Below are 17,820 nucleotides of genomic sequence, written 5' to 3'. Positions count from 1 at the left end.
TACAATCATAATATTCTTACTTTAATATAACTATGCTTTACTTCATTAACTTCTTATTATATGTATAAACTCTCCTAATTTTAAAAGAATAAGAGAGTTATCATTAATTAGCTTAATCTTATAATCGTTAAAACTGCACCAGGTGTAGTCGTTGATAATGTTGCAATAGCCACTAAACCAAACAACTGCAAACTAATTGCACTCCCCGCTGCAAGAGTCGTAATAATTGTTGCACTAAATGAAGTCGTTGCTAATGCAGGAGCGTTGATAGTTCCAGCAAGTGGTGCCCCATTAATTGTAATTCGTGAACTAACTAATAATGAAGCCGTTATATTAATTGTATATGAAATGTAATAATTCCCAGCATTTGCGGCCGTAAATACTGTGTTTCCCCCCGATACTGTAATTCCCGGACCGATATTCTGATTATTTGGAAGTGGGACATTTGTCCCACCAAGTAATACTGATATTGCCGTACCCGATGTATTATTCGCAAATGCATACGTCGCAGTTATACTTGTACCTGTTGCTCCTGTATCTCCTGTTGCCCCCGTTGCTCCTGTTGCTCCCGTTACTCCCGTTGCTCCTGTTGCCCCCGTTGCTCCTGTTGCTCCCGTTACTCCCGTTGCTCCTGTTGCTCCCGTTGCTCCCGTTGAACCTGTTGCTCCTGTTGCTCCTGTTGCTCCCGTTGCTCCCGTTGAACCTGTCGCTCCCGTTGGACCTGTTGCTCCCGTTGCTCCTGTTGAACCTGTCGCTCCCGTTGCTCCCGTTGAACCCGTTGGACCTGTTGCTCCCATTGAACCCGTTGGACCTGTTGCTCCCGTTGCTCCTGTTGCTCCTGTTGCTCCCGTTACTCCCGTTGCTCCTGTCGCTCCCGTTGAACCCGTTGCTCCCGTTTCTCCCGTTGCTCCCGTTGCTCCTGTTGAACCTGTCGCTCCCGTTGCTCCTGTTGCTCCTGTTGCTCCCGTTGCTCCTGTTAAACCTGTTGGGCCTGTTGGACCTGTTGCTCCCGTTGGACCTGTTGCTCCCGTTGCTCCTGTTGAACCTGTTGCTCCCGTTGCTCCTGTTGCTCCTGTTACTCCCGTTGCTCCCGTTGCTCCCGTTGCTCCTGTTGAACCTGTCGCTCCCGTTGCTCCTGTCGCTCCTGTTGCTCCTGTTGAACCTGTTGCTCCTGTTACTCCCGTTGCTCCTGTTGCTCCTGTTGCTCCCGTTGCTCCCGTTGCTCCCGTTGCTCCCGTTGAACCCGTTGCTCCCGTTGCTCCCGTTGAACCCGTTGCTCCCGTTGCTCCCGTTGCTCCTGTTGAACCTGTCGCTCCCGTTGCTCCTGTCGCTCCTGTTGCTCCTGTTGCTCCTGTTGAACCTGTCGCTCCCGTTGGACCTGTTGGACCGAGCTTAGGAACTGTCCCATCACAACTAAAACAGCACGAATCAACATGTAAACCATTTTGATTATTACATCCACAATATCCATTTGCATTATTACTCCATAAAGACATGTTGACCCTCCTTCGTGTTCGATCTTTTAAGTACAGCCCACTAATTAAAAATATCTTTCTAATAAAAATCAGTTTTTATTTTCCTTATCAACTACCCGCTCTGGAAAAAACCTTTTATAAACAAAGTTTTTTTCCTTACATTCTAATAAATATTACATGCAATACGCTCTCCTTTCGCTTGTACTTTCGCCTTCCTCATTAAAGGAATTTCAGCTCCTTCAACCTTGATACACGTATGCATTTTAATACGATATATTAAAATCCGTATAAATCGTTATTTTTTCGTCAAAATTCCCAAAAAATATTAACACTTAAAATGCCCTCATATTTTGTTAAATTAACATTTTTTCCTTCTACATATATGTCTTGCTGAAACTCTTGTAATTGATAGACCTTATTACTTTTCGTTTATAATCAATGGCTTTAAATTTCGCAACAGATATAAGCCAATTTCTAAACTTCCCACGATTTTCATCATAACTATTAATGTTGTACCAAACGATTAATAAAATATCATCAACACATTCATCCACTAGCACCTTACTCTGTGCCGTATCTAAAACACTATGAACCACCTTATAAATTAAACCTCCATATTGATCAATGACTGTACGTAACGCTAACATGTCTTGTTTTCGAAGACCTTCTACTATTTCTATGTCCTTCACCCTTATCACCACTCTTTACTCTATTCTTTATTCATTACATATACGAATGAAAAGATTGATTTTCTGACACTTTTACAAATATTTTCTAATTATTTTTATATCGTATCAATATGTATTGAAATTTTTTCTATAAAAAGGGAATGAATTAAGTATCTCGAATTTAATCTATGAACATAAGTAGGGGGTGTACCAAACCATTGAAGGTTTTCTACAATCATGGAAATACGAGGCTGAGTCTACCCAAAAGATGCTCGATACATTAACAGATGAATCTTTATCACAAGAAATTGCACCTGGGCACTGGACGTTAGGGAGAGTCGCTTGGCATATCGTTACAGCACTTCCTGTTATGCTATCTGGCACAGGGCTTAAGTTTGAAGGAGAAACAAAAGATTATCCTGTACCAACTTCAACAAAAACAATTGCAGATGGGTATCGCAAAGTGAATACGGCTTTTATTGAAGCACTGCAAAGCGAATGGACTGATAAAGACTTAACTACTATTAATGACTTCTTTGGTCGTCCTATGCCGAATTCTATATTTTTAATGACACTCATCAATCATCAAAATCACCACCGCGGACAGATGACTGTTTTAATGCGTCAAGCTGGCTTAACAGTCCCTGGCGTATATGGTCCTGCAAAAGAAGAATGGGCTGCAGCTGGAATGGAAGCTCCTAAAATGTAATGACAGAAAAAGACAAGGTGTCCTATTTTTATTAAAAGTCAAGATATTGCTTCAAATGTATGATAATAAAATATCTCTATTTAATGTCAGACATTATATGTGAAAATAAATGAAGGATAGATGAGCATAATAAAATTTACTCTATCTATCCTTTTTTTGTACTACAAATGACCTTATTTGTTACAACAACTTCATTTTTTACCACAACGGTGTCACTTGTAGCTTTAGTGTCCTATAAAAAAATGTGCTATTATCATATAAATAACACCGTTCAATTGACTTGGTGTACAGAGATAATAAAGTTGTTTAATTTACAATAAAGTCATTTAAAAAATAATATAGTTGTTTAAAAATCCTTCTTCTACTAACGAGGCAGGTTAGTGAAAGAAATAGCAAGTGGGTTTAACTAGGAGAAGTGTCGATGACATTAAAGAAGACACCGAGGTGTCTTCTGTTTTTTAAATTAAGAATATCGATAAATTAGGATTTATTTACTTAATATTATACTTATTTTCGGACCGAGGCATCTAATCGGTGAGTATATACAAACCAAGTAATGCTTGCTGTTAATAATGTTGACGAAATTAAAGCTGTAAGAACACTATATGTTTGCCAAATAAGTATCGTTGACCAATCGAAGGCAAAAAACATTATACACTGGGCAATCGTAGCGATTAGGAAAATAATTGTTACGATTGTTCTCTTTTTTGTCATTGGCTGCTGCTCATTCGTTTTCCTTTTTCTTAATCCTAAGAAAAATAACAGAACGGCTAATAGACAAAGAATAATTGTGGTAGACGACAAAATGATGTCCAAAAGCTGTGTGCCGCTTATCTCATATGACTGAGCTAGATTGCCGTTTAATATATTTTTAACTTTTAGTACCAGGTTTATATTGGTATTTGCGCCGTTGCTCAGTAAGCAGATGGCTGTTCTTTCATTTGGCAGTATGGCTACTTCGGTACTAAAATTTGGATTACCCCCAGTGTGTTCTATAAACGTTTGTTCGGCGTTTACCGACCAACCTGCCGCATAATACATATCATTGACAGCCGAAACAGACATATCACCCCTATGTGATTTTTCGATGGCCCTGTGAAATATTTCGGGTATGTCCTGCACGAGACCCATCTGTATGCCCATCCAACGCGCCATATCTTTTGTATTAGAAATGATATAGCCGGCAGGTTTATTCCCAGCATAATCCGGAGCGTTAAATGGAGTTGTTATAAAAAAGGAAGAACGGTAGCCCTGTGCTAACTGTCCAGTGGCTTGAGCATCTTCTTTATAAACATACGTCTGGTGAAGACCTAAGGGTAGAAATACCTGTTCCTTCATAAAGTCTTCATAGCTTTGTCGTGATACAATCTCAATAACCAAACCCAATACGTCATAATTAACGGTTCCATAGTTATATTGTTCACCGGGAGAGAACGCCAATTCTGCATCTACCAGCGTTTCCACAGTCTTTTGCAACATATCAGGCGTATTACCTTGTGGAATATTTTGAATATGTCTAATATTTGTTAGGCCGCTGGTATGGTGAAGAAAGTTATTTAGTGTAAGGTTTTGCATATCAACAGGTTTACCTTGATACTTTAACGTAAACCAAGGTAAATATTTTTGGATAGGGTCAGTCATTGATAGCAGCCCTTGCTCTTCCAATAGCAAAATCCCCATACCAGTAAAAGCTTTACTCACCGAGGCCAACTCATAGAGTGTATTTTCACTTGCAGACAACCCCTTTTCACGGTCAGCATACCCTGAAGAAAAGTAGAACACTTCATCATCAGCAAGTATTGAGATTGACATTCCCGGCACACCTGATATACGAGAGGCATCATCTAGCAACGCTTGTATTGCCGCAGATTTCGAATCAGACAACGCATAACTTTGTGTTGCGAATCCTGAGAATAATATAAATATCGTTAATACAAAAACAATAATCTTTTTCATAAACTCTCCTTTTCGAAAAATTATAATAGAATAATATAAATAACCTACTTTTACAACTACTAAACTAAATTTTAATTTATCTTTCTATTCACCTATATAATATCAAGTAATTGGGAAGAGTTACACTTAACGAACAGATGCGTTAGTTCAATAAGAAAAACGATCTTCAACAATCGGGCGCGATTGTTGAATAAGAAAGGAGATTACATATTAGTCATATAAAATATGTAATCTCCTTTAATTTATTTATCTTTTTTAAATTTAGGTCTTGATAAATAATTCACCTTGTCTTTTTCTGTAACTTGTTTCATGTGAAACTATTTTCTACTAAATGGTATTTTATGAGAAAATACATTAAGATAAATTCATATTAATTGGAGGGAACTAAATTGAATACAAAAAACAAAAAAATAACAATAAGAACTCTCTTACTAACTTCTATCATTGGAGTTATCGGTGTATCTCTTTATTTCACAAGTTATGGTACCCCTTGGGGAAAACAAACCGCAATTGCTGAATCAAAAGAGTATATTACAAAATACTTTAATCTAGATGCAAAAGTCAAAAATACTTCTTACGATGCTAAAATGAATAGCTATGCAATCGCCTTTGAAACAATTGAAGATGGAGAGTTTACTATCGAATATAAAAGTCCTAATAACTTTAACATTTCTCCAGGAGTTCAAGAGTATTTAAGCAAACATTACAAATTTACGGAGTAGTAACGAAGCATACATATACAAAAAAGAGTTGGTGTAACGCCAACTCTTTTTTTACGTATTCTTGTCATACTGTTATATCTTCCTTCTCTATATTTTTAATTCCGTAATATGCAATCGCAACTCCAATCGCTGCAAATGTGAATTGAAGCGGAAGAAACGTCGCTATAGGAAATATGGGCTGGTTATTAATTGCAATTAATACAACGATAATAGAAGAAACGATTGTAGCTGGCACAGAACGTTTACGCATCCCGAAGTATAGAGGAATTAAGCTTATTCCAGCAGTTGCAATGGCTAAAGGAACGAGATTTATCCCTTCTTGAATCAATTGATCTACTGTGAATGGATTAGAAAGAATCGAAAAATAACTATCCATTCCAATGAAAATTCCTACTACAAAAATATTAGATAAAATAACTGTTATGAATGTTAATATTGCTGTAATAGCCAACTTACTAATCATTATTTTCTTTCGATTAATTGGATAAGAAAACATGAGTAATATTGTTTTGGTTTTATATTCATCAATTATTAACTTAGCTATTAGTACAGCACCAAAAATAATAAATGTTGCTCTTACTATTGCACTAGCCATTAACAAAATCGCCTGCGGATCTCTTATTTCTGGATCTCCCTCTATTTGAGAAACGATACTAACAAATATTAATAGTGTCAGTATGACGAGATTTGCAATAACTGCTCTCTTCACATACCATCCGAGCTTAAATTTTTTCAGTTCTAGCTTCATAAGACGTAGCATGATGGTCCTCCTCCCGGTTAAGACTTAATCAATATAGATTGCTCCTGATTTACTTAAAATCTTCACTTCGTTTGTTGCATCACCGATGGTTCCTTCTATTATCTTTTCAGTATTCTTGTCTTTCTTTAATCCATTTACATTCACCATTATGTCATTCGAATTACTTTTAGCTGTAAGTTTCAAAGAAGTCGGAACACCTTTATACCTTACGCCAATATCTCCTGATTTTGTTTCTACAAATAATGATTTTCCTTCTGTCATATCTTTCAGTAATACTTCACCGGATGTTGAATTGATGTTCATATTTAAGTTGTTTACATTTGTTATATAGTTACCACCAGTCGTAGACTTTATGTTTAACTCTTGTACTGAACTATCTTTTACAGCTAACTCTCCACTTTGCGATATGAATTCGCCTTTCTCTGCCGATAGTCCTACAATCATTTCATCTCCAGATTTTCCTTTTGTCACGATACTTTTTACTACTATATCGCTTATTTTCACGTCACCCGATTTATTATTTAATACAATTTTATCTATTTTATTCTTCGGAATAGATATAGAGATGCTATTTTTCTTCTTAAACGTAAAACCATTAAAAAATCTGGTCATTTTTTGTTTTTGCTTAACCACAATTTTATTTCCGTCATTTTCTATTTTGACGGGATCTATCTCTTTATCTACTCGTTCACCTTGAGCAGAAATTACTATTTGGTTAGAATCTGTACTTTTAAATTCAATATCCCAGTTTTCATTGTCCACTTCTATTTCTTTTATATTGTTTATCTCAAAAGAAGTTTCTTTCTTAAAATCTTTCACATGAAATGTCTTAAAACCAAAAACTACACTAGCAATTGTAAGAAATAAAATAGAAATTACTATTATTTTCTTCACTGATCATACCCCAGTTCGTCGTTGTTTTACGCTTGTTTTACGCCACATCAATCTTGTCGATTTTTCGATACGAAAGATAACTAATAAAAATCCCTAATAAACAGAGCACAATTGGGATAACTATAAAATCATAAAAACTTACTTGATTGTTTCCAATGTTACTGATCATTATCATCCCGATTATTACTGCCGAAGTAATCGTTGTCGGTGTCGATTTCTTCCTCATCCCAAAAAATAAAGGGATTAAACTAATACCGGATATCATAAATGCATTTATAAAAATAGCTGGAATGGTAGCTATTATTTCACCCATCGTAACAGGCGTTTCAATTACTCCCATCATTGGATTCATAAAAAATATGAGAAAACTAATAATGAAGGTAGCGATAATCATGCTCACAAAGCAAAAACTAAAAACAATTGTTAATTTCGCCCTCATTAACATTTTCCTTTGCAATGGATACATAAACAATAGTTGCATTGTTTTGTTCTTATACTCATCAATTACTAAACGTGATAAAATGACCGAACTAAAAATAAGAAATGTCATCCTAATAAAGATGTTTGCTAAGGTCATATATTTTGTAAAATCAGTGAGCGCCGCATCTCCTTCACCTTTCGCTCCCAGCCCCATAAGACTTACCGCAGCAAAAATTGCTATAATACAAATCGTTACCCCTTTAAAGTAACTAGATAGTTGATGTTTCTTCCATTCGAGCTTCATTAGTTTAAACATATAAACCACCTCCATTAAGCATGAATGCCTTCTCCATCCATTACATTTAAGAAATACTCTTCTAAGGAACTATGTTTCTTATTAATACTTTCTATCTCTATATCGTTCATAATGAGTGCTTTTGAAATGGCTTGCTGAGTCGCTGCCAATTCATAAACACGAATCATGTTTCCACTCATTATTTTGTAATTTTTTATACCGAGTTTATCTTCTAGAATATAAGCTGCACGTTTTACATCAGGAACAGTGATTTCAATGTACTCTGTTTGTTTTCCATTAATACTCTTCATTGAAACTTCTTTTATTAGTTTCCCATTTTGAATAAAGCCAATTGTATCTGCCATTTGTTCCATCTCACCTAAAATATGACTAGAAACTAATAGAGTGATTCCATATTCCTTACACAACATTTTAAATAGATCTCTTAATTCTTTAATACCAATTGGATCTAAACCGTTAATCGGTTCATCTAAAATAAGTAGCTCTGGTTTTGTCATGATTGCCCTTGCAATACCGAGTCGTTGTTTCATCCCTAATGAAAAATCTTTTACTTTTTTATTATCAATGCCGTGCAGTTTCACTAAATTTAAAGCATGATCAATTGCATTTTTATCGTAATAGCCCATATATTCACAATGTAATTCTAAGTTTTCCTTTGCTGTTAGCTTCTCATAAAAAACCGGATATTCAATAATTGTTCCCATTCTTTTTAATACTTCATAAGAAGTGTCTGTTAACTTCTCACCGAAAATTTCAATATCACCGCCCGTCGGTTTAATTAAATTCGTAATCATTTTCATAATCGTTGTTTTACCAGCACCATTTGGTCCTAAGAAACCGTATATCTCTCCTTTTTTCACATGCATGTTAACGCTAGAAATAACTTCTTTCCCTTTAAGCACTTTCGTTAACTGATTCGTTTTTAATATATATGTCATGTCACTGTCTCCTTTCGCACTACTTTATATTTCTATAATAGACAACGGAAATCTCTTTTTTCTTACCCGTTCCTTACAAATTTCTTACACTGAAAAAAAAGCTTGTAGAATCTACTTCTCTACAAGCTAAAACTGCATCTTTGTTAATACAACTGTAAAAATTGTTTTTTCATACGGCTTACTAGAAAGATGAATTTCTCCATCCATCGCTTCCACAAGTCTTTTCGTAATCGTTAACCCTAGACCGCTTCCTTGGTACAATCTATTTCTCGAATCTTCAAGTGTGTACATACGCTCAAACACTTTATCAATATGAGATTCATCAATTCCTTTTCCTGTATCCCATACGTCTATATACACGTTCGTTTCATCATCTCTTAAAGTCATACCTAGTCTCTTTCCATCGTCTCCATATGTAATCGCATTTGATATTAAATTATTCAATACTCTACCTAATACTTCTACATTTCCACGTGCATATATATTTCTTTCTGGTATATCAATATGAACTTGAAACCCTTTCGTCGTCACTAAATCATAAAAAGATAAAATCTTCTCGCGACAAACTTCATTCATATTTACTTTTGTTATCTCGATTGCCTTGTCACCAGATTCTAATTTTGCTAAATCAAAAAACTTATGAATCAGTTCCATTACTTCTAGTGTTTTCACATGCACCTTTTCAAGTAACATTTGCTGTTCTTCTTTATTTATCGTTTTATCCTTATTTAACATTTCTGTATATCCAAGAATAACGGTTAGTGGCGTCTTTAAATCATGTGAAATATTTGAAAGCATTTTTCTCATCGAAATTTCTACTTTCGCATGATCTGCATTCGTTTTCTGTTTTGCATCTAATAAATGATTAATTGCCACTAATAACTTTTGCAATTCTAGATTATCTGTCATAGTTAATAGCTTCTCACCAGTTTGTTCTTTTACAATTCGATTTAACTTCTCATACGTGTAGCGTAAATTCCTACTACTATTTTTCCTAATTTTATATTGCACGTAAATAACGATAAGCAATATAATAATCACCACTGTTAAAAATACAACCATACTACATCACTTCCAACTTATAGCCGATGCCCCATAATGTTTTAATATATTCTGGATTAGATGGATCACTTTCAATTTTCTCACGTAATCTTCTCATATGAACATTAATAACATTATCATCACCATAATATTCTTCATTCCAAACAAGCGTATATATTTGTGCTTTCGTAAAAACACGATTTTGATTCTTCACGAATAGCTTTAAAATCTCAAATTCTTTTAAAGTAAGTTTAAGCTGTCTTCCCTTTTTCTCCACAGTAAAATTAATTGGGTCAATTATTAAATCACCAATCTGAATGGCCTCATCTTTTGATTCCACAGCTGAATACTTTGTAGACCTTCGAATAGCGGCTTTTACACGTGCTGCCAATTCAATCATAGAAAATGGCTTACAAATGTAATCATCTGCTCCAAGTCCTAACCCAACAGCTTTATCAACATCTGTATCTTTTGCCGACATCATTAAAATCGGCACCGCACTTTTTTCTCGAATGATTCGCACAACCTCTAAGCCATCTAACTTCGGCATCATAATATCGAGGATAATCAAATCAAATGAACCTTTTAAAAATGCGTTAACTCCTTCTTCTCCATCAGATGCGATTGTAACTTGAAAACCTTCTTTTACTAAATATGTTTCAACCATCTCTTGAATTGAGATGTCATCTTCAACTAATAAAATATGATGTGACATATTTCTATCCCCTTTTTTTACAAACATTAACATTTTAATTGTATCGTAACGAAGGAATGCTGGAAAGAATTATATGAATTTTTAAACCAACTTCCCTTCCTTCCCTAACAATGATATGATAAAATTCACTACTATTGTTCATAATTAACTTTATATAAAGGAGACTTATCATGTCAGAAAACAAAAAAGTAAGCTTAGCTGATTTAATGCGCGAACAACTTGCAAAGAAAAAGCAAGGAAATGGAAATGGTTCAAATAATACAAATCAAAGCCAAGCAACGAAAAAATTACAAAACCAACAAACGAAGAAAACAAACAACCAACGTAGACGTACAGGTGTATAAATGAACGGACAAAAACGATCTAACATTTCATCAGGTCTTGAAGTTGATATCGTATTAAAACAAGATCAACGTACAGGCAAGCTAACAAGAGGAATTGTAAAAGATATTCTAACTAACTCACCCTCTCATCCGCACGGTATTAAAGTACGATTGCAGGATGGGCAAGTTGGCAGAGTGCAAAATATCGTTCAATAAGAAAAGGAGCTCATTTAAACTTGAGCTCCTTTTTCTTTATTAACCTTTAATTTTCTCGATGAAAACTACTTTTAAATAGTCTCCCTCTTTAAACTGATCAATTGTACGGAAATCTTCTGGTAAAGAATGTTCTTCTAATATTTTATATTTGCCATTCATTTCTTTAAATGCTGTATCGATAAAACCTTTAAACTTTTTCATATCGAACGCGCTACAATTTGTAGAAGCAACGATAATACCGTTATTTTCTGTAATCGCGATTGTTTCTTTTAATAAGTTTTTATAGTCTTTCGCTGCGCTAAATGTATATTTTTTAGAGCGTGCAAAACTTGGAGGATCAAGTACCACCATATCAAATTTCATCTTTTTCTTAGCTGCATATTTGAAATATAAAAATACATCTTCTACGATAATGTCTTGTGCTTCGTAATCAATTTCATTTACACTGAACTGCTCAATCGTTTTACTTAAACTACGATTGGCAAGGTCAACACTTGTTGTTTTACTTGCGCCGCCAAGTGCTGCAAATACAGAGAACGCTCCTGTATAAGAGAACATATTTAAAACCGTTCTTCCTTGTGCATATTTATCACGAATTTGTTTTCGAACGTTACGCTGATCTAAAAATACACCAACCATCGCCCCGTCATTTAAATATACAGCAAAGTTTACACCGTTTTCTTTTACGATAAGTGGGAACTCACCGCGCTCTCCTGCTACGAAATCATCATCTTCAATGTATTTCCCTTTCGTATCAAAACGCTTTTTCTCATAGATACCTTTAAAGTTCGCTACTTTTTGAAGTGCTTCTACGATTTCATCGCGGAAAGTATAAATCCCTTCACTATACCAACTTATTACGTAATAACCGTCATAATAATCGATGATTAAACCACCAAGGCCATCACCTTCACCATTTAGGACACGAAAAGCTGTTGTATCATTTGATTTATAAAAATGTTTTCGTTTATGTAAAGCAGATTTGATTTTACTTTCAAAGAAAGGTTGATTAATTTGCTCTTTCTCTTTTCTTGTTAAAATCCATCCATATCCTTTATTTTGTTTTCCGTAATAGCCTTTTCCGATGAATTGGTTCTTCTCATCTACTACTTTGATGATTGTCCCTTCTTCACGTACATCATTTAAATTTTGAATGGCATCTTTTAAAATAAGTGGATATCCACTTTTAATTTCTTTTATAAATTTCGGTTTTATTTTTATAGTTACTTCAGATCGCATGTAATGTCTTCCTTTCCATTTGAATGCTTTCTAATTAGTAGGAAGCATTTAAAAAAACAAGGCTAAAAAACAGCCTCGTTTCACTATACCATATTATTGCTTTGCTAGTACAACTAGCTCATCCTCTCGCATAACCGCTATATATTTACTACATTTTGAAATGGAAATCTTACTGTCCAAAATAATAAAAAAAACCTATTTATTTCACATTTGCCATTGACAATGATAATGATTTTCATTATCATTTAATGTATATGAGTTCTCGAAAATAAAGGAAACATTTATAGGAGGAATAAACATGATTATTGTTACAAATACAGCTAAAATTACAAAGGGAAATGGACATAAATTAATTGAGCGTTTTAATAAAGTAGGTCAAGTCGAAACGATGCCAGGCTTTTTAGGATTAGAAGTGCTTTTAACGCAAAATACAGTTGATTATGATGAAGTAACAATTAGCACACGCTGGAATGCAAAAGAAGATTTCCAAGGTTGGACGAAGAGCTCAGCATTTAAAGATGCTCACTCACATCAAGGCGGGATGCCAGAATATATTCTTGATAATAAAATCACTTACTACAATGTTGAAGTTGTACGTATGCCAATGGCTGCAGCACAGTAAACATATTTCTTTTTTAAAGTATAGAATATGAGAAGCGTTACCACTTCTCATATTCTATACTTTTTTATTTACTGTCTTTTTACTAGTTTCGCATGCACGACTAACCTTCCTGCTTCTGGATCAAGTGCATAGTCACACGTCGACAGTGTTACGATTTGATCACTTGCTGTCACTTTTGTATCCGTTTTGTACAGCGATTTTTCTTGAATTTTCTCCAAAAATGATGTGTATTCCGTATCACTGCTAAAATCCGTTTCAATGTAATAAAAATCAGTTGTTGTCGTATACACTGAAAATACTTCGACATCGTACCCCTCAAATAAAGTATCGTAATATAATTTGCGGTGCGACATAAAAAACTCTTCATCTAACATTTTTTTTAGGCTTGCAAACATAGAACCATCTTTCATACGATGACCGTATAAAATTGTATTTCGATTTTGCGACTTCACATCATTACGATAGTCCATAAAGATACTGCCTGCTCGCATATCCTCCCCTTTATAATTACGGTATAAATAGTAATCATTGTCTTTAGCTTGAACAATTGGATAATTAATTTGTGTATCATCCATCGTAATCCATCCAACTATTTCTGGGTTGATTTTTTGTAACGCTTGAAACTGTTTTCGTATCTCTCCGTCTTTTGCCTTTTCTTCTACCGGGCTCCGCTCATAAATTTCTTGTGCCTCAGCCATTACTTTACGATTTTCATAGTAGTCCATAAAAATGCCGCCTAATTCATACATTGAGTAGAAAAAGACACCTAAAAAAACAACTGTAAGTATTCGTTGAAAAAAAGGATTCTTTTTCCGTTTTTTTGTACTACTCAAATTATCACCTCAAAACAGATTGCGATCAGCGCTTAAATTCCCAGCGGTACCATATACAATCCTGTATCTTCATCATGCTTTACAACAACATCTACACCGTATATCGCTTTAATCATATCCTCTGTTACTACATCATTCGGATTACCTTTCGTAACGATTTCACCATCTTTCATAACAATAATGTGATCACTATAGCGAATCGCTTGATTAATATCGTGCAGTACCATTACAATCGTCAATCCATACACTTCATTTAATTCTTTCACTAACTCTAATATTTCAAACTGATAATAAATATCTAAATATGTTGTCGGCTCATCTAAAAAGAGCATCGGTGTCTTTTGCGCTAAAGTCATCGCAATCCATACCCTTTGTCTCTCACCGCCAGATAAAACATGAATTGGCTTATCTCGCTTACTCTGTAAATTCGTACAAGTAAGTGCCTTTTCAATAGCTTCTCTATCTTCATCATTGTGTGAAGAAAAAATATTTTTATATGGCATACGACCAAAACTCGTTAATTTTTCAACAGTAATATCTGCCGGCGCCTCATTTTGTTGATGAACAACCGCTAGTTTTCTAGCAAACTCTTTCGGTTTATACGCACTAATTGCTTTTCCATCCAATATTACTTCCCCACTACGAGGAGTGTGATTTCTTGACATAACACCAAGTAATGTCGATTTCCCGCAACCGTTTGGGCCAATAATGGTTGTAATTTTCCCCATTTCTATTTCACTACTAACAGACTTTAAACGATCTGTTACATTGTCATACGAAAAGGTTACATTTTTAATTTCCATGAACTTTATCACTCTTTCTAAGCAAGAATATTAAGAATGGACCACCAATAACCGCCATAATTGTTGCTGCTGGAATTTCATTAGGTGGCACAATTAACCTCCCGATCGTATCCGCCGTCAAAATTAATAATGCACCTGCAAGCGCTGAAAATGGAATCAATACTTTATGGTCTGAACCGACTAGTTGTCTTGAAATATGCGGAACAAGTAACCCAACGAAAGCAATAACACCTGCAAGCGCTGTCGATACTGCGGCTAAGAGTACTGCAATGACAGAAATAATAAGACGAACTCTCGTCACATGCAAGCCTAAGTTTTTCGCAGTCTTATCTTGTAGCGATAATAAGTTACACCAAGCTCCTACAAACAGAGCGAGAATAAGGCCAATCGTCCCATATGTAACCATTATTTCTACATCTCCCCACGTCTTCATCGTTATATTAGAAGTCGTCGTTTGCTTAATACTCTTAATAAAGTATCCGCAAATCGTAATGAACGATTCATTTAATCCACTAAACATCGCATTAATAGCTATACCAACTAAAATAATGCGAAGTGGACTTAACCCTGACTTCCATGAAAATGCATAAACGAGATAACATGCAAACGCACCACCTAAAAAGGCGAATACTGGTGTCCAGAAAAAGAATTGCGGGAACAACGTAATAATAACGAGTGTCATAAAACTTGCTCCAGAAGATATACCGATTACCCCAGCATCAGCAAGTGGATTTTTCATAACAGCTTGAAAAAGCACACCTGAAACAGCCAGAGCTGCTCCAGTAAATAGTGCAATAATAATACGTGGGAAACGTAAATCTTTAATCACTTCAACATCTTCATTTCCCCCTGTAAATATCCCTTCTACAAGCTCAACAATACCTACTTCTAAACTCCCTTTCATCGCTGACAATGATGTCATAACAATAAGCAATGCAGTAACAATGAGGAAACTCCAAGTTTTTTTATTCATTCCACTCTTCCTTTATATTAAAATGCATCACGGATACATCATTTTTTTCAATTCATCTAACGCTTCAATTGCTGCTAAATTACCTGTCGTTCCAAATAAACGCTCTTCTAAATCGTAAACACGGTTATTTTTAACTGCAGCGAAGTGCTTCCAAATGTCATTTGTTTTAAATTCTTTATCAAACATTTTTACAACTTCATCAGGCATACCATGAGCTGCTCGTAAAATAATATCTGGATCAGCTTTCTTTAAATACTCTGTATTAGAGGCTAAATACTCTACTTGTTCACCTTGCACAATATTTTTACCACCTAGTTGTTTCACTAAATCTCCAATATAAGAATGCTCTGTTGCTACTAAATAACTCCCCGGCACACCTAATAAAATAAGCACTGTCGGTTCTTTCTTTTCTTTTACTTCTTTTTGAATGCTAGCAACCTTTTTATCTAACTTAGTTACAACTTCTTCAGCCTGCTTTTCGCGTCCATATTTCTTACCTAAATTGCTAATGGAATTTTGCATATTTTTCAAGCTTGTTAAATCTAAAAAGTTTGCTTTCATACCCACACCATCAAAAACTGGCTTTAATTCATATTTAAGTGTTGTCACAGATAACACTTCTGACGGCTTTAATGATTTTACCTTTTCCATATCAGGACTCATCGGATTCCCAACTTCAGGTAAACCTTTATATCGCTTCGGTAAAGTTTTAGAACTTGTTGGGACACCAACTAACTCTACTTCTAACGCATCCATAATTTCAGTAACAGCAACTGTCGTTGCAACAATTCGCTCTTTACTATCACTCTTTACCTGCTTCGCTGTTTCTTTTTTTGGTGATGAGCACCCAGCTATACTCATTAACAGAATGATAGCCATTAGTACACTTGCGATTTTCTTCACTCTCAATCACCACTCCTTTCCAAACAATATGAAACAAGTCTTGATGCACGCGAACACGCATCAAGACTCCAAAAATTACAATCTACCAGTTCTATATTTACGAACTAATAAAGCAAATGACCCTAGCAGTAGCACCATGTATAAACCAAGTTGTGCTGTATCTGCAGTTTTTGAGTTTTTCTCTTTTTTCGAATCATTTTTTTGATCTTCTTTTTTCTTCTTATCATCCGCATTTCGGTTGAAATCAGGAGTACTTACTGTTTTTACATTATCTACTTTCGGTGTAGTCACTGGGGTTTTCGGTTCATTCTTTGGCTCTTCTTTTACCGTTCCTATAGCACCGATCTTCGTCGTATCAAATTGAATTTGTACGTCATAGAAGTGATGGTAGTTCATTGAATCGATATCTACTTTTACTTTTGCATTTAATTTTGCAAATAAATCAGCTACTTCAAACTCTACTACTCTTGTATTGGCAGCCTTATCTTCACTTACTACTTTTGCATCAACAAATGCACCAGCGTTTTCTGTTTGGAACTTCGTAATCCATGCACTATCTTTCAGTGTCACCGCAACATATTTTTTGCCATCTTTCACTGTTAATCTCGCTGGATTTAGAACATATTGATTCATCATTGAAATCTCATCAGTTTTATCTTTTAACACTTTAAAAGCAATATCGTACTGACCGTCTTTTAAATTTTTCGGATCAACTGTTGGGTTTTCATTTAGATTATTCGTTCCATCTTGGTTATTGTTTCCACCTTGGTTATTGTTTCCGCCTTGGTTATTGTTTCCACCTTGGTTGTCATTTCCGCCTTGGTTGTTGTTTCCGCCTTGGTTGTCATTTCCACCTTGGTTATCCACCGACTGAATGCTATCTTTATCAAACGCAAATTGAATATCGTAAGAATGATGGTAATTCATTGAATCGATATCTACTTTCACTTTTGCATTTAATTTCTTAGATAAATCAGCTACTTCCACTTCCACTACACGTGTATCAGCTTGCTTATTCTCACTTAGTACATTTGCATCAACAAATGAATTATTCTTTTCAAATTCAAACTTTGTAATCCATGAGCTATTCGTTAACGTGAAGGATACATACTTCTTACCATTTTTCACTTTTAACACACCTGGACTCTTCGTATACGTATTCATCATTGAAATTTCTTCAGTCTTATCTTTTAACACTTTAAAACCGATACTGTATTCACCATCTTTAATTGATTCAGTATCTGGTTGCTTGTCTCCATCTGGTTGCTTGCCTCCGTCTGGTTGCTTGCCTCCA

Annotated in this window: 19 protein-coding genes and 1 pseudogene; 5 read left to right on the top strand and 15 right to left on the bottom strand. The window is 35.1% G+C overall.

Annotated features, from left to right (window positions below):
* Nucleotides 1-107: 107 nt before the first annotated feature.
* Together CDB3_RS27995 and CDB3_RS27990 are read right to left on the bottom strand one after the other, a co-directional pair.
* Complete coding sequence (locus tag CDB3_RS27995; RefSeq protein ID WP_128856715.1) at nucleotides 108-1,496, bottom strand: BclA C-terminal domain-containing protein; 1,389 nt, start codon at nucleotides 1,494-1,496, stop codon at nucleotides 108-110.
* A gap of 321 nt (nucleotides 1,497-1,817) precedes the next feature.
* Nucleotides 1,818-2,173: pseudogene (locus tag CDB3_RS27990) on the bottom strand (sigma factor); the annotation flags it as partial.
* Nucleotides 2,174-2,348: 175 nt separating this feature from the next.
* Here CDB3_RS27990 and CDB3_RS27985 point away from each other — a divergent pair.
* Complete coding sequence (locus CDB3_RS27985) at nucleotides 2,349-2,852, top strand: DinB family protein (protein WP_128856714.1); 504 nt, start codon at nucleotides 2,349-2,351, stop codon at nucleotides 2,850-2,852.
* Nucleotides 2,853-3,359: 507 nt separating this feature from the next.
* Here the strand turns inward: CDB3_RS27985 and CDB3_RS27980 are convergent.
* Nucleotides 3,360-4,808 carry a serine hydrolase domain-containing protein gene (locus tag CDB3_RS27980; protein ID WP_128856713.1) on the bottom strand — a complete coding sequence of 483 codons (1,449 nt, stop codon included), beginning with the start codon at nucleotides 4,806-4,808 and terminating at the stop codon, nucleotides 3,360-3,362.
* A gap of 389 nt (nucleotides 4,809-5,197) precedes the next feature.
* Here CDB3_RS27980 and CDB3_RS27975 point away from each other — a divergent pair, with 389 nt between their 5' ends.
* On the top strand, nucleotides 5,198-5,530 hold the full coding sequence (locus CDB3_RS27975; protein ID WP_128856712.1) for a YfjL-like protein: 333 nt from the start codon (nucleotides 5,198-5,200) through the stop codon (nucleotides 5,528-5,530).
* A gap of 64 nt (nucleotides 5,531-5,594) precedes the next feature.
* Here the strand turns inward: CDB3_RS27975 and CDB3_RS27970 are convergent, their stop codons facing one another.
* The 6 genes from CDB3_RS27970 to CDB3_RS27945 all read right to left on the bottom strand — a co-directional run bounded on the left by CDB3_RS27970 (nucleotide 5,595) and on the right by CDB3_RS27945 (nucleotide 10,614).
* The gene (locus CDB3_RS27970) at nucleotides 5,595-6,290 is read right to left on the bottom strand and encodes an ABC transporter permease (protein ID WP_128856711.1); all 696 of its coding nucleotides are present in this window, start codon (nucleotides 6,288-6,290) and stop codon (nucleotides 5,595-5,597) included.
* Between the two features lie 24 nt (nucleotides 6,291-6,314).
* Complete coding sequence (locus tag CDB3_RS27965) at nucleotides 6,315-7,184, bottom strand: DUF4097 family beta strand repeat-containing protein (RefSeq protein ID WP_128856710.1); 870 nt, start codon at nucleotides 7,182-7,184, stop codon at nucleotides 6,315-6,317.
* A gap of 37 nt (nucleotides 7,185-7,221) precedes the next feature.
* Nucleotides 7,222-7,920: an ABC transporter permease gene (locus CDB3_RS27960; RefSeq protein ID WP_128856709.1), complete on the bottom strand. Its 699-nt coding sequence runs from the start codon at nucleotides 7,918-7,920 to the stop codon at nucleotides 7,222-7,224.
* A gap of 14 nt (nucleotides 7,921-7,934) precedes the next feature.
* Entirely contained in the window at nucleotides 7,935-8,858 is a 924-nt protein-coding gene (locus tag CDB3_RS27955; protein WP_128856708.1) for an ABC transporter ATP-binding protein, read from the bottom strand.
* A gap of 126 nt (nucleotides 8,859-8,984) precedes the next feature.
* Nucleotides 8,985-9,920 (bottom strand): HAMP domain-containing histidine kinase, encoded by a 936-nt coding sequence (locus CDB3_RS27950; protein WP_128856707.1) that lies wholly within the window; start codon nucleotides 9,918-9,920, stop codon nucleotides 8,985-8,987.
* 1 nt (nucleotide 9,921) lies between these two features.
* Nucleotides 9,922-10,614: a response regulator transcription factor gene (locus CDB3_RS27945; protein WP_097832059.1), complete on the bottom strand. Its 693-nt coding sequence runs from the start codon at nucleotides 10,612-10,614 to the stop codon at nucleotides 9,922-9,924.
* Nucleotides 10,615-10,784: 170 nt separating this feature from the next.
* On the opposite strand from CDB3_RS27945, the gene CDB3_RS31875 reads away from it, so the two are divergent.
* A complete protein-coding gene (locus CDB3_RS31875; protein ID WP_001293584.1) occupies nucleotides 10,785-10,958 on the top strand; it encodes a hypothetical protein in 174 nt (57 codons plus the stop codon).
* Nucleotides 10,959-11,153 (top strand): YwbE family protein, encoded by a 195-nt coding sequence (locus CDB3_RS27940; protein ID WP_001014316.1) that lies wholly within the window; start codon nucleotides 10,959-10,961, stop codon nucleotides 11,151-11,153. It abuts the gene before it with no gap.
* A gap of 39 nt (nucleotides 11,154-11,192) precedes the next feature.
* Here the strand turns inward: CDB3_RS27940 and CDB3_RS27935 are convergent, their stop codons facing one another.
* Nucleotides 11,193-12,392 carry a class I SAM-dependent rRNA methyltransferase gene (locus CDB3_RS27935; RefSeq protein WP_098318882.1) on the bottom strand — a complete coding sequence of 400 codons (1,200 nt, stop codon included), beginning with the start codon at nucleotides 12,390-12,392 and terminating at the stop codon, nucleotides 11,193-11,195.
* Between the two features lie 298 nt (nucleotides 12,393-12,690).
* Between CDB3_RS27935 and isdG the strand changes: the two genes are divergently transcribed.
* A complete protein-coding gene (gene isdG / locus CDB3_RS27930) occupies nucleotides 12,691-13,014 on the top strand; it encodes a heme oxygenase (protein WP_000587825.1) in 324 nt (107 codons plus the stop codon).
* A gap of 68 nt (nucleotides 13,015-13,082) precedes the next feature.
* Here isdG and srtB read toward each other — a convergent pair whose 3' ends face one another.
* The 5 genes from srtB to CDB3_RS27905 form a co-directional block, all read right to left on the bottom strand.
* Nucleotides 13,083-13,847 (bottom strand): class B sortase, encoded by a 765-nt coding sequence (srtB, locus tag CDB3_RS27925; RefSeq protein ID WP_128856706.1) that lies wholly within the window; start codon nucleotides 13,845-13,847, stop codon nucleotides 13,083-13,085.
* Between the two features lie 32 nt (nucleotides 13,848-13,879).
* Complete coding sequence (locus CDB3_RS27920) at nucleotides 13,880-14,650, bottom strand: ABC transporter ATP-binding protein (RefSeq protein WP_128856705.1); 771 nt, start codon at nucleotides 14,648-14,650, stop codon at nucleotides 13,880-13,882.
* A complete protein-coding gene (locus tag CDB3_RS27915; RefSeq protein WP_128856704.1) occupies nucleotides 14,640-15,623 on the bottom strand; it encodes a FecCD family ABC transporter permease in 984 nt (327 codons plus the stop codon). The genes CDB3_RS27920 and CDB3_RS27915 overlap by 11 nt, the downstream gene beginning before the upstream one ends.
* A gap of 27 nt (nucleotides 15,624-15,650) precedes the next feature.
* Nucleotides 15,651-16,532, bottom strand: coding sequence for a heme ABC transporter substrate-binding protein IsdE (gene isdE, locus CDB3_RS27910; protein WP_128856703.1), 882 nt, complete (start codon nucleotides 16,530-16,532; stop codon nucleotides 15,651-15,653).
* Between the two features lie 69 nt (nucleotides 16,533-16,601).
* Nucleotides 16,602-17,820 (bottom strand): NEAT domain-containing protein (locus CDB3_RS27905; protein WP_128856702.1); only part of this gene is annotated, 1,219 nt, incomplete at its 5' end.

The organism is Bacillus sp. CDB3 (genome assembly GCF_002081505.1).
Taxonomy (GTDB): Bacteria; Bacillota; Bacilli; order Bacillales; family Bacillaceae_G; genus Bacillus_A; species Bacillus_A cereus_AT.
Note: the sequence above shows the minus strand (reverse complement) of the source record. Positions and strands in the feature narration are given on the sequence as shown.

Coding starts and splice junctions, on each gene's coding strand:
- CDB3_RS27945 (WP_097832059.1), bottom strand. CDS start 10,614: ATGTCACATCATATTTTATTAGTTGAAGATGACATCTCAATTCAAGAG.
- CDB3_RS27915 (WP_128856704.1), bottom strand. CDS start 15,623: ATGAATAAAAAAACTTGGAGTTTCCTCATTGTTACTGCATTGCTTATT.
- CDB3_RS31875 (WP_001293584.1), top strand. CDS start 10,785: ATGTCAGAAAACAAAAAAGTAAGCTTAGCTGATTTAATGCGCGAACAA.
- CDB3_RS27980 (WP_128856713.1), bottom strand. CDS start 4,808: ATGAAAAAGATTATTGTTTTTGTATTAACGATATTTATATTATTCTCA.
- isdG (WP_000587825.1), top strand. CDS start 12,691: ATGATTATTGTTACAAATACAGCTAAAATTACAAAGGGAAATGGACAT.
- CDB3_RS27935 (WP_098318882.1), bottom strand. CDS start 12,392: ATGCGATCTGAAGTAACTATAAAAATAAAACCGAAATTTATAAAAGAA.
- CDB3_RS27955 (WP_128856708.1), bottom strand. CDS start 8,858: ATGACATATATATTAAAAACGAATCAGTTAACGAAAGTGCTTAAAGGG.
- CDB3_RS27995 (WP_128856715.1), bottom strand. CDS start 1,496: ATGTCTTTATGGAGTAATAATGCAAATGGATATTGTGGATGTAATAAT.
- CDB3_RS27950 (WP_128856707.1), bottom strand. CDS start 9,920: ATGGTTGTATTTTTAACAGTGGTGATTATTATATTGCTTATCGTTATT.
- CDB3_RS27940 (WP_001014316.1), top strand. CDS start 10,959: ATGAACGGACAAAAACGATCTAACATTTCATCAGGTCTTGAAGTTGAT.
- CDB3_RS27920 (WP_128856705.1), bottom strand. CDS start 14,650: ATGGAAATTAAAAATGTAACCTTTTCGTATGACAATGTAACAGATCGT.
- CDB3_RS27960 (WP_128856709.1), bottom strand. CDS start 7,920: ATGTTTAAACTAATGAAGCTCGAATGGAAGAAACATCAACTATCTAGT.
- CDB3_RS27970 (WP_128856711.1), bottom strand. CDS start 6,290: ATGCTACGTCTTATGAAGCTAGAACTGAAAAAATTTAAGCTCGGATGG.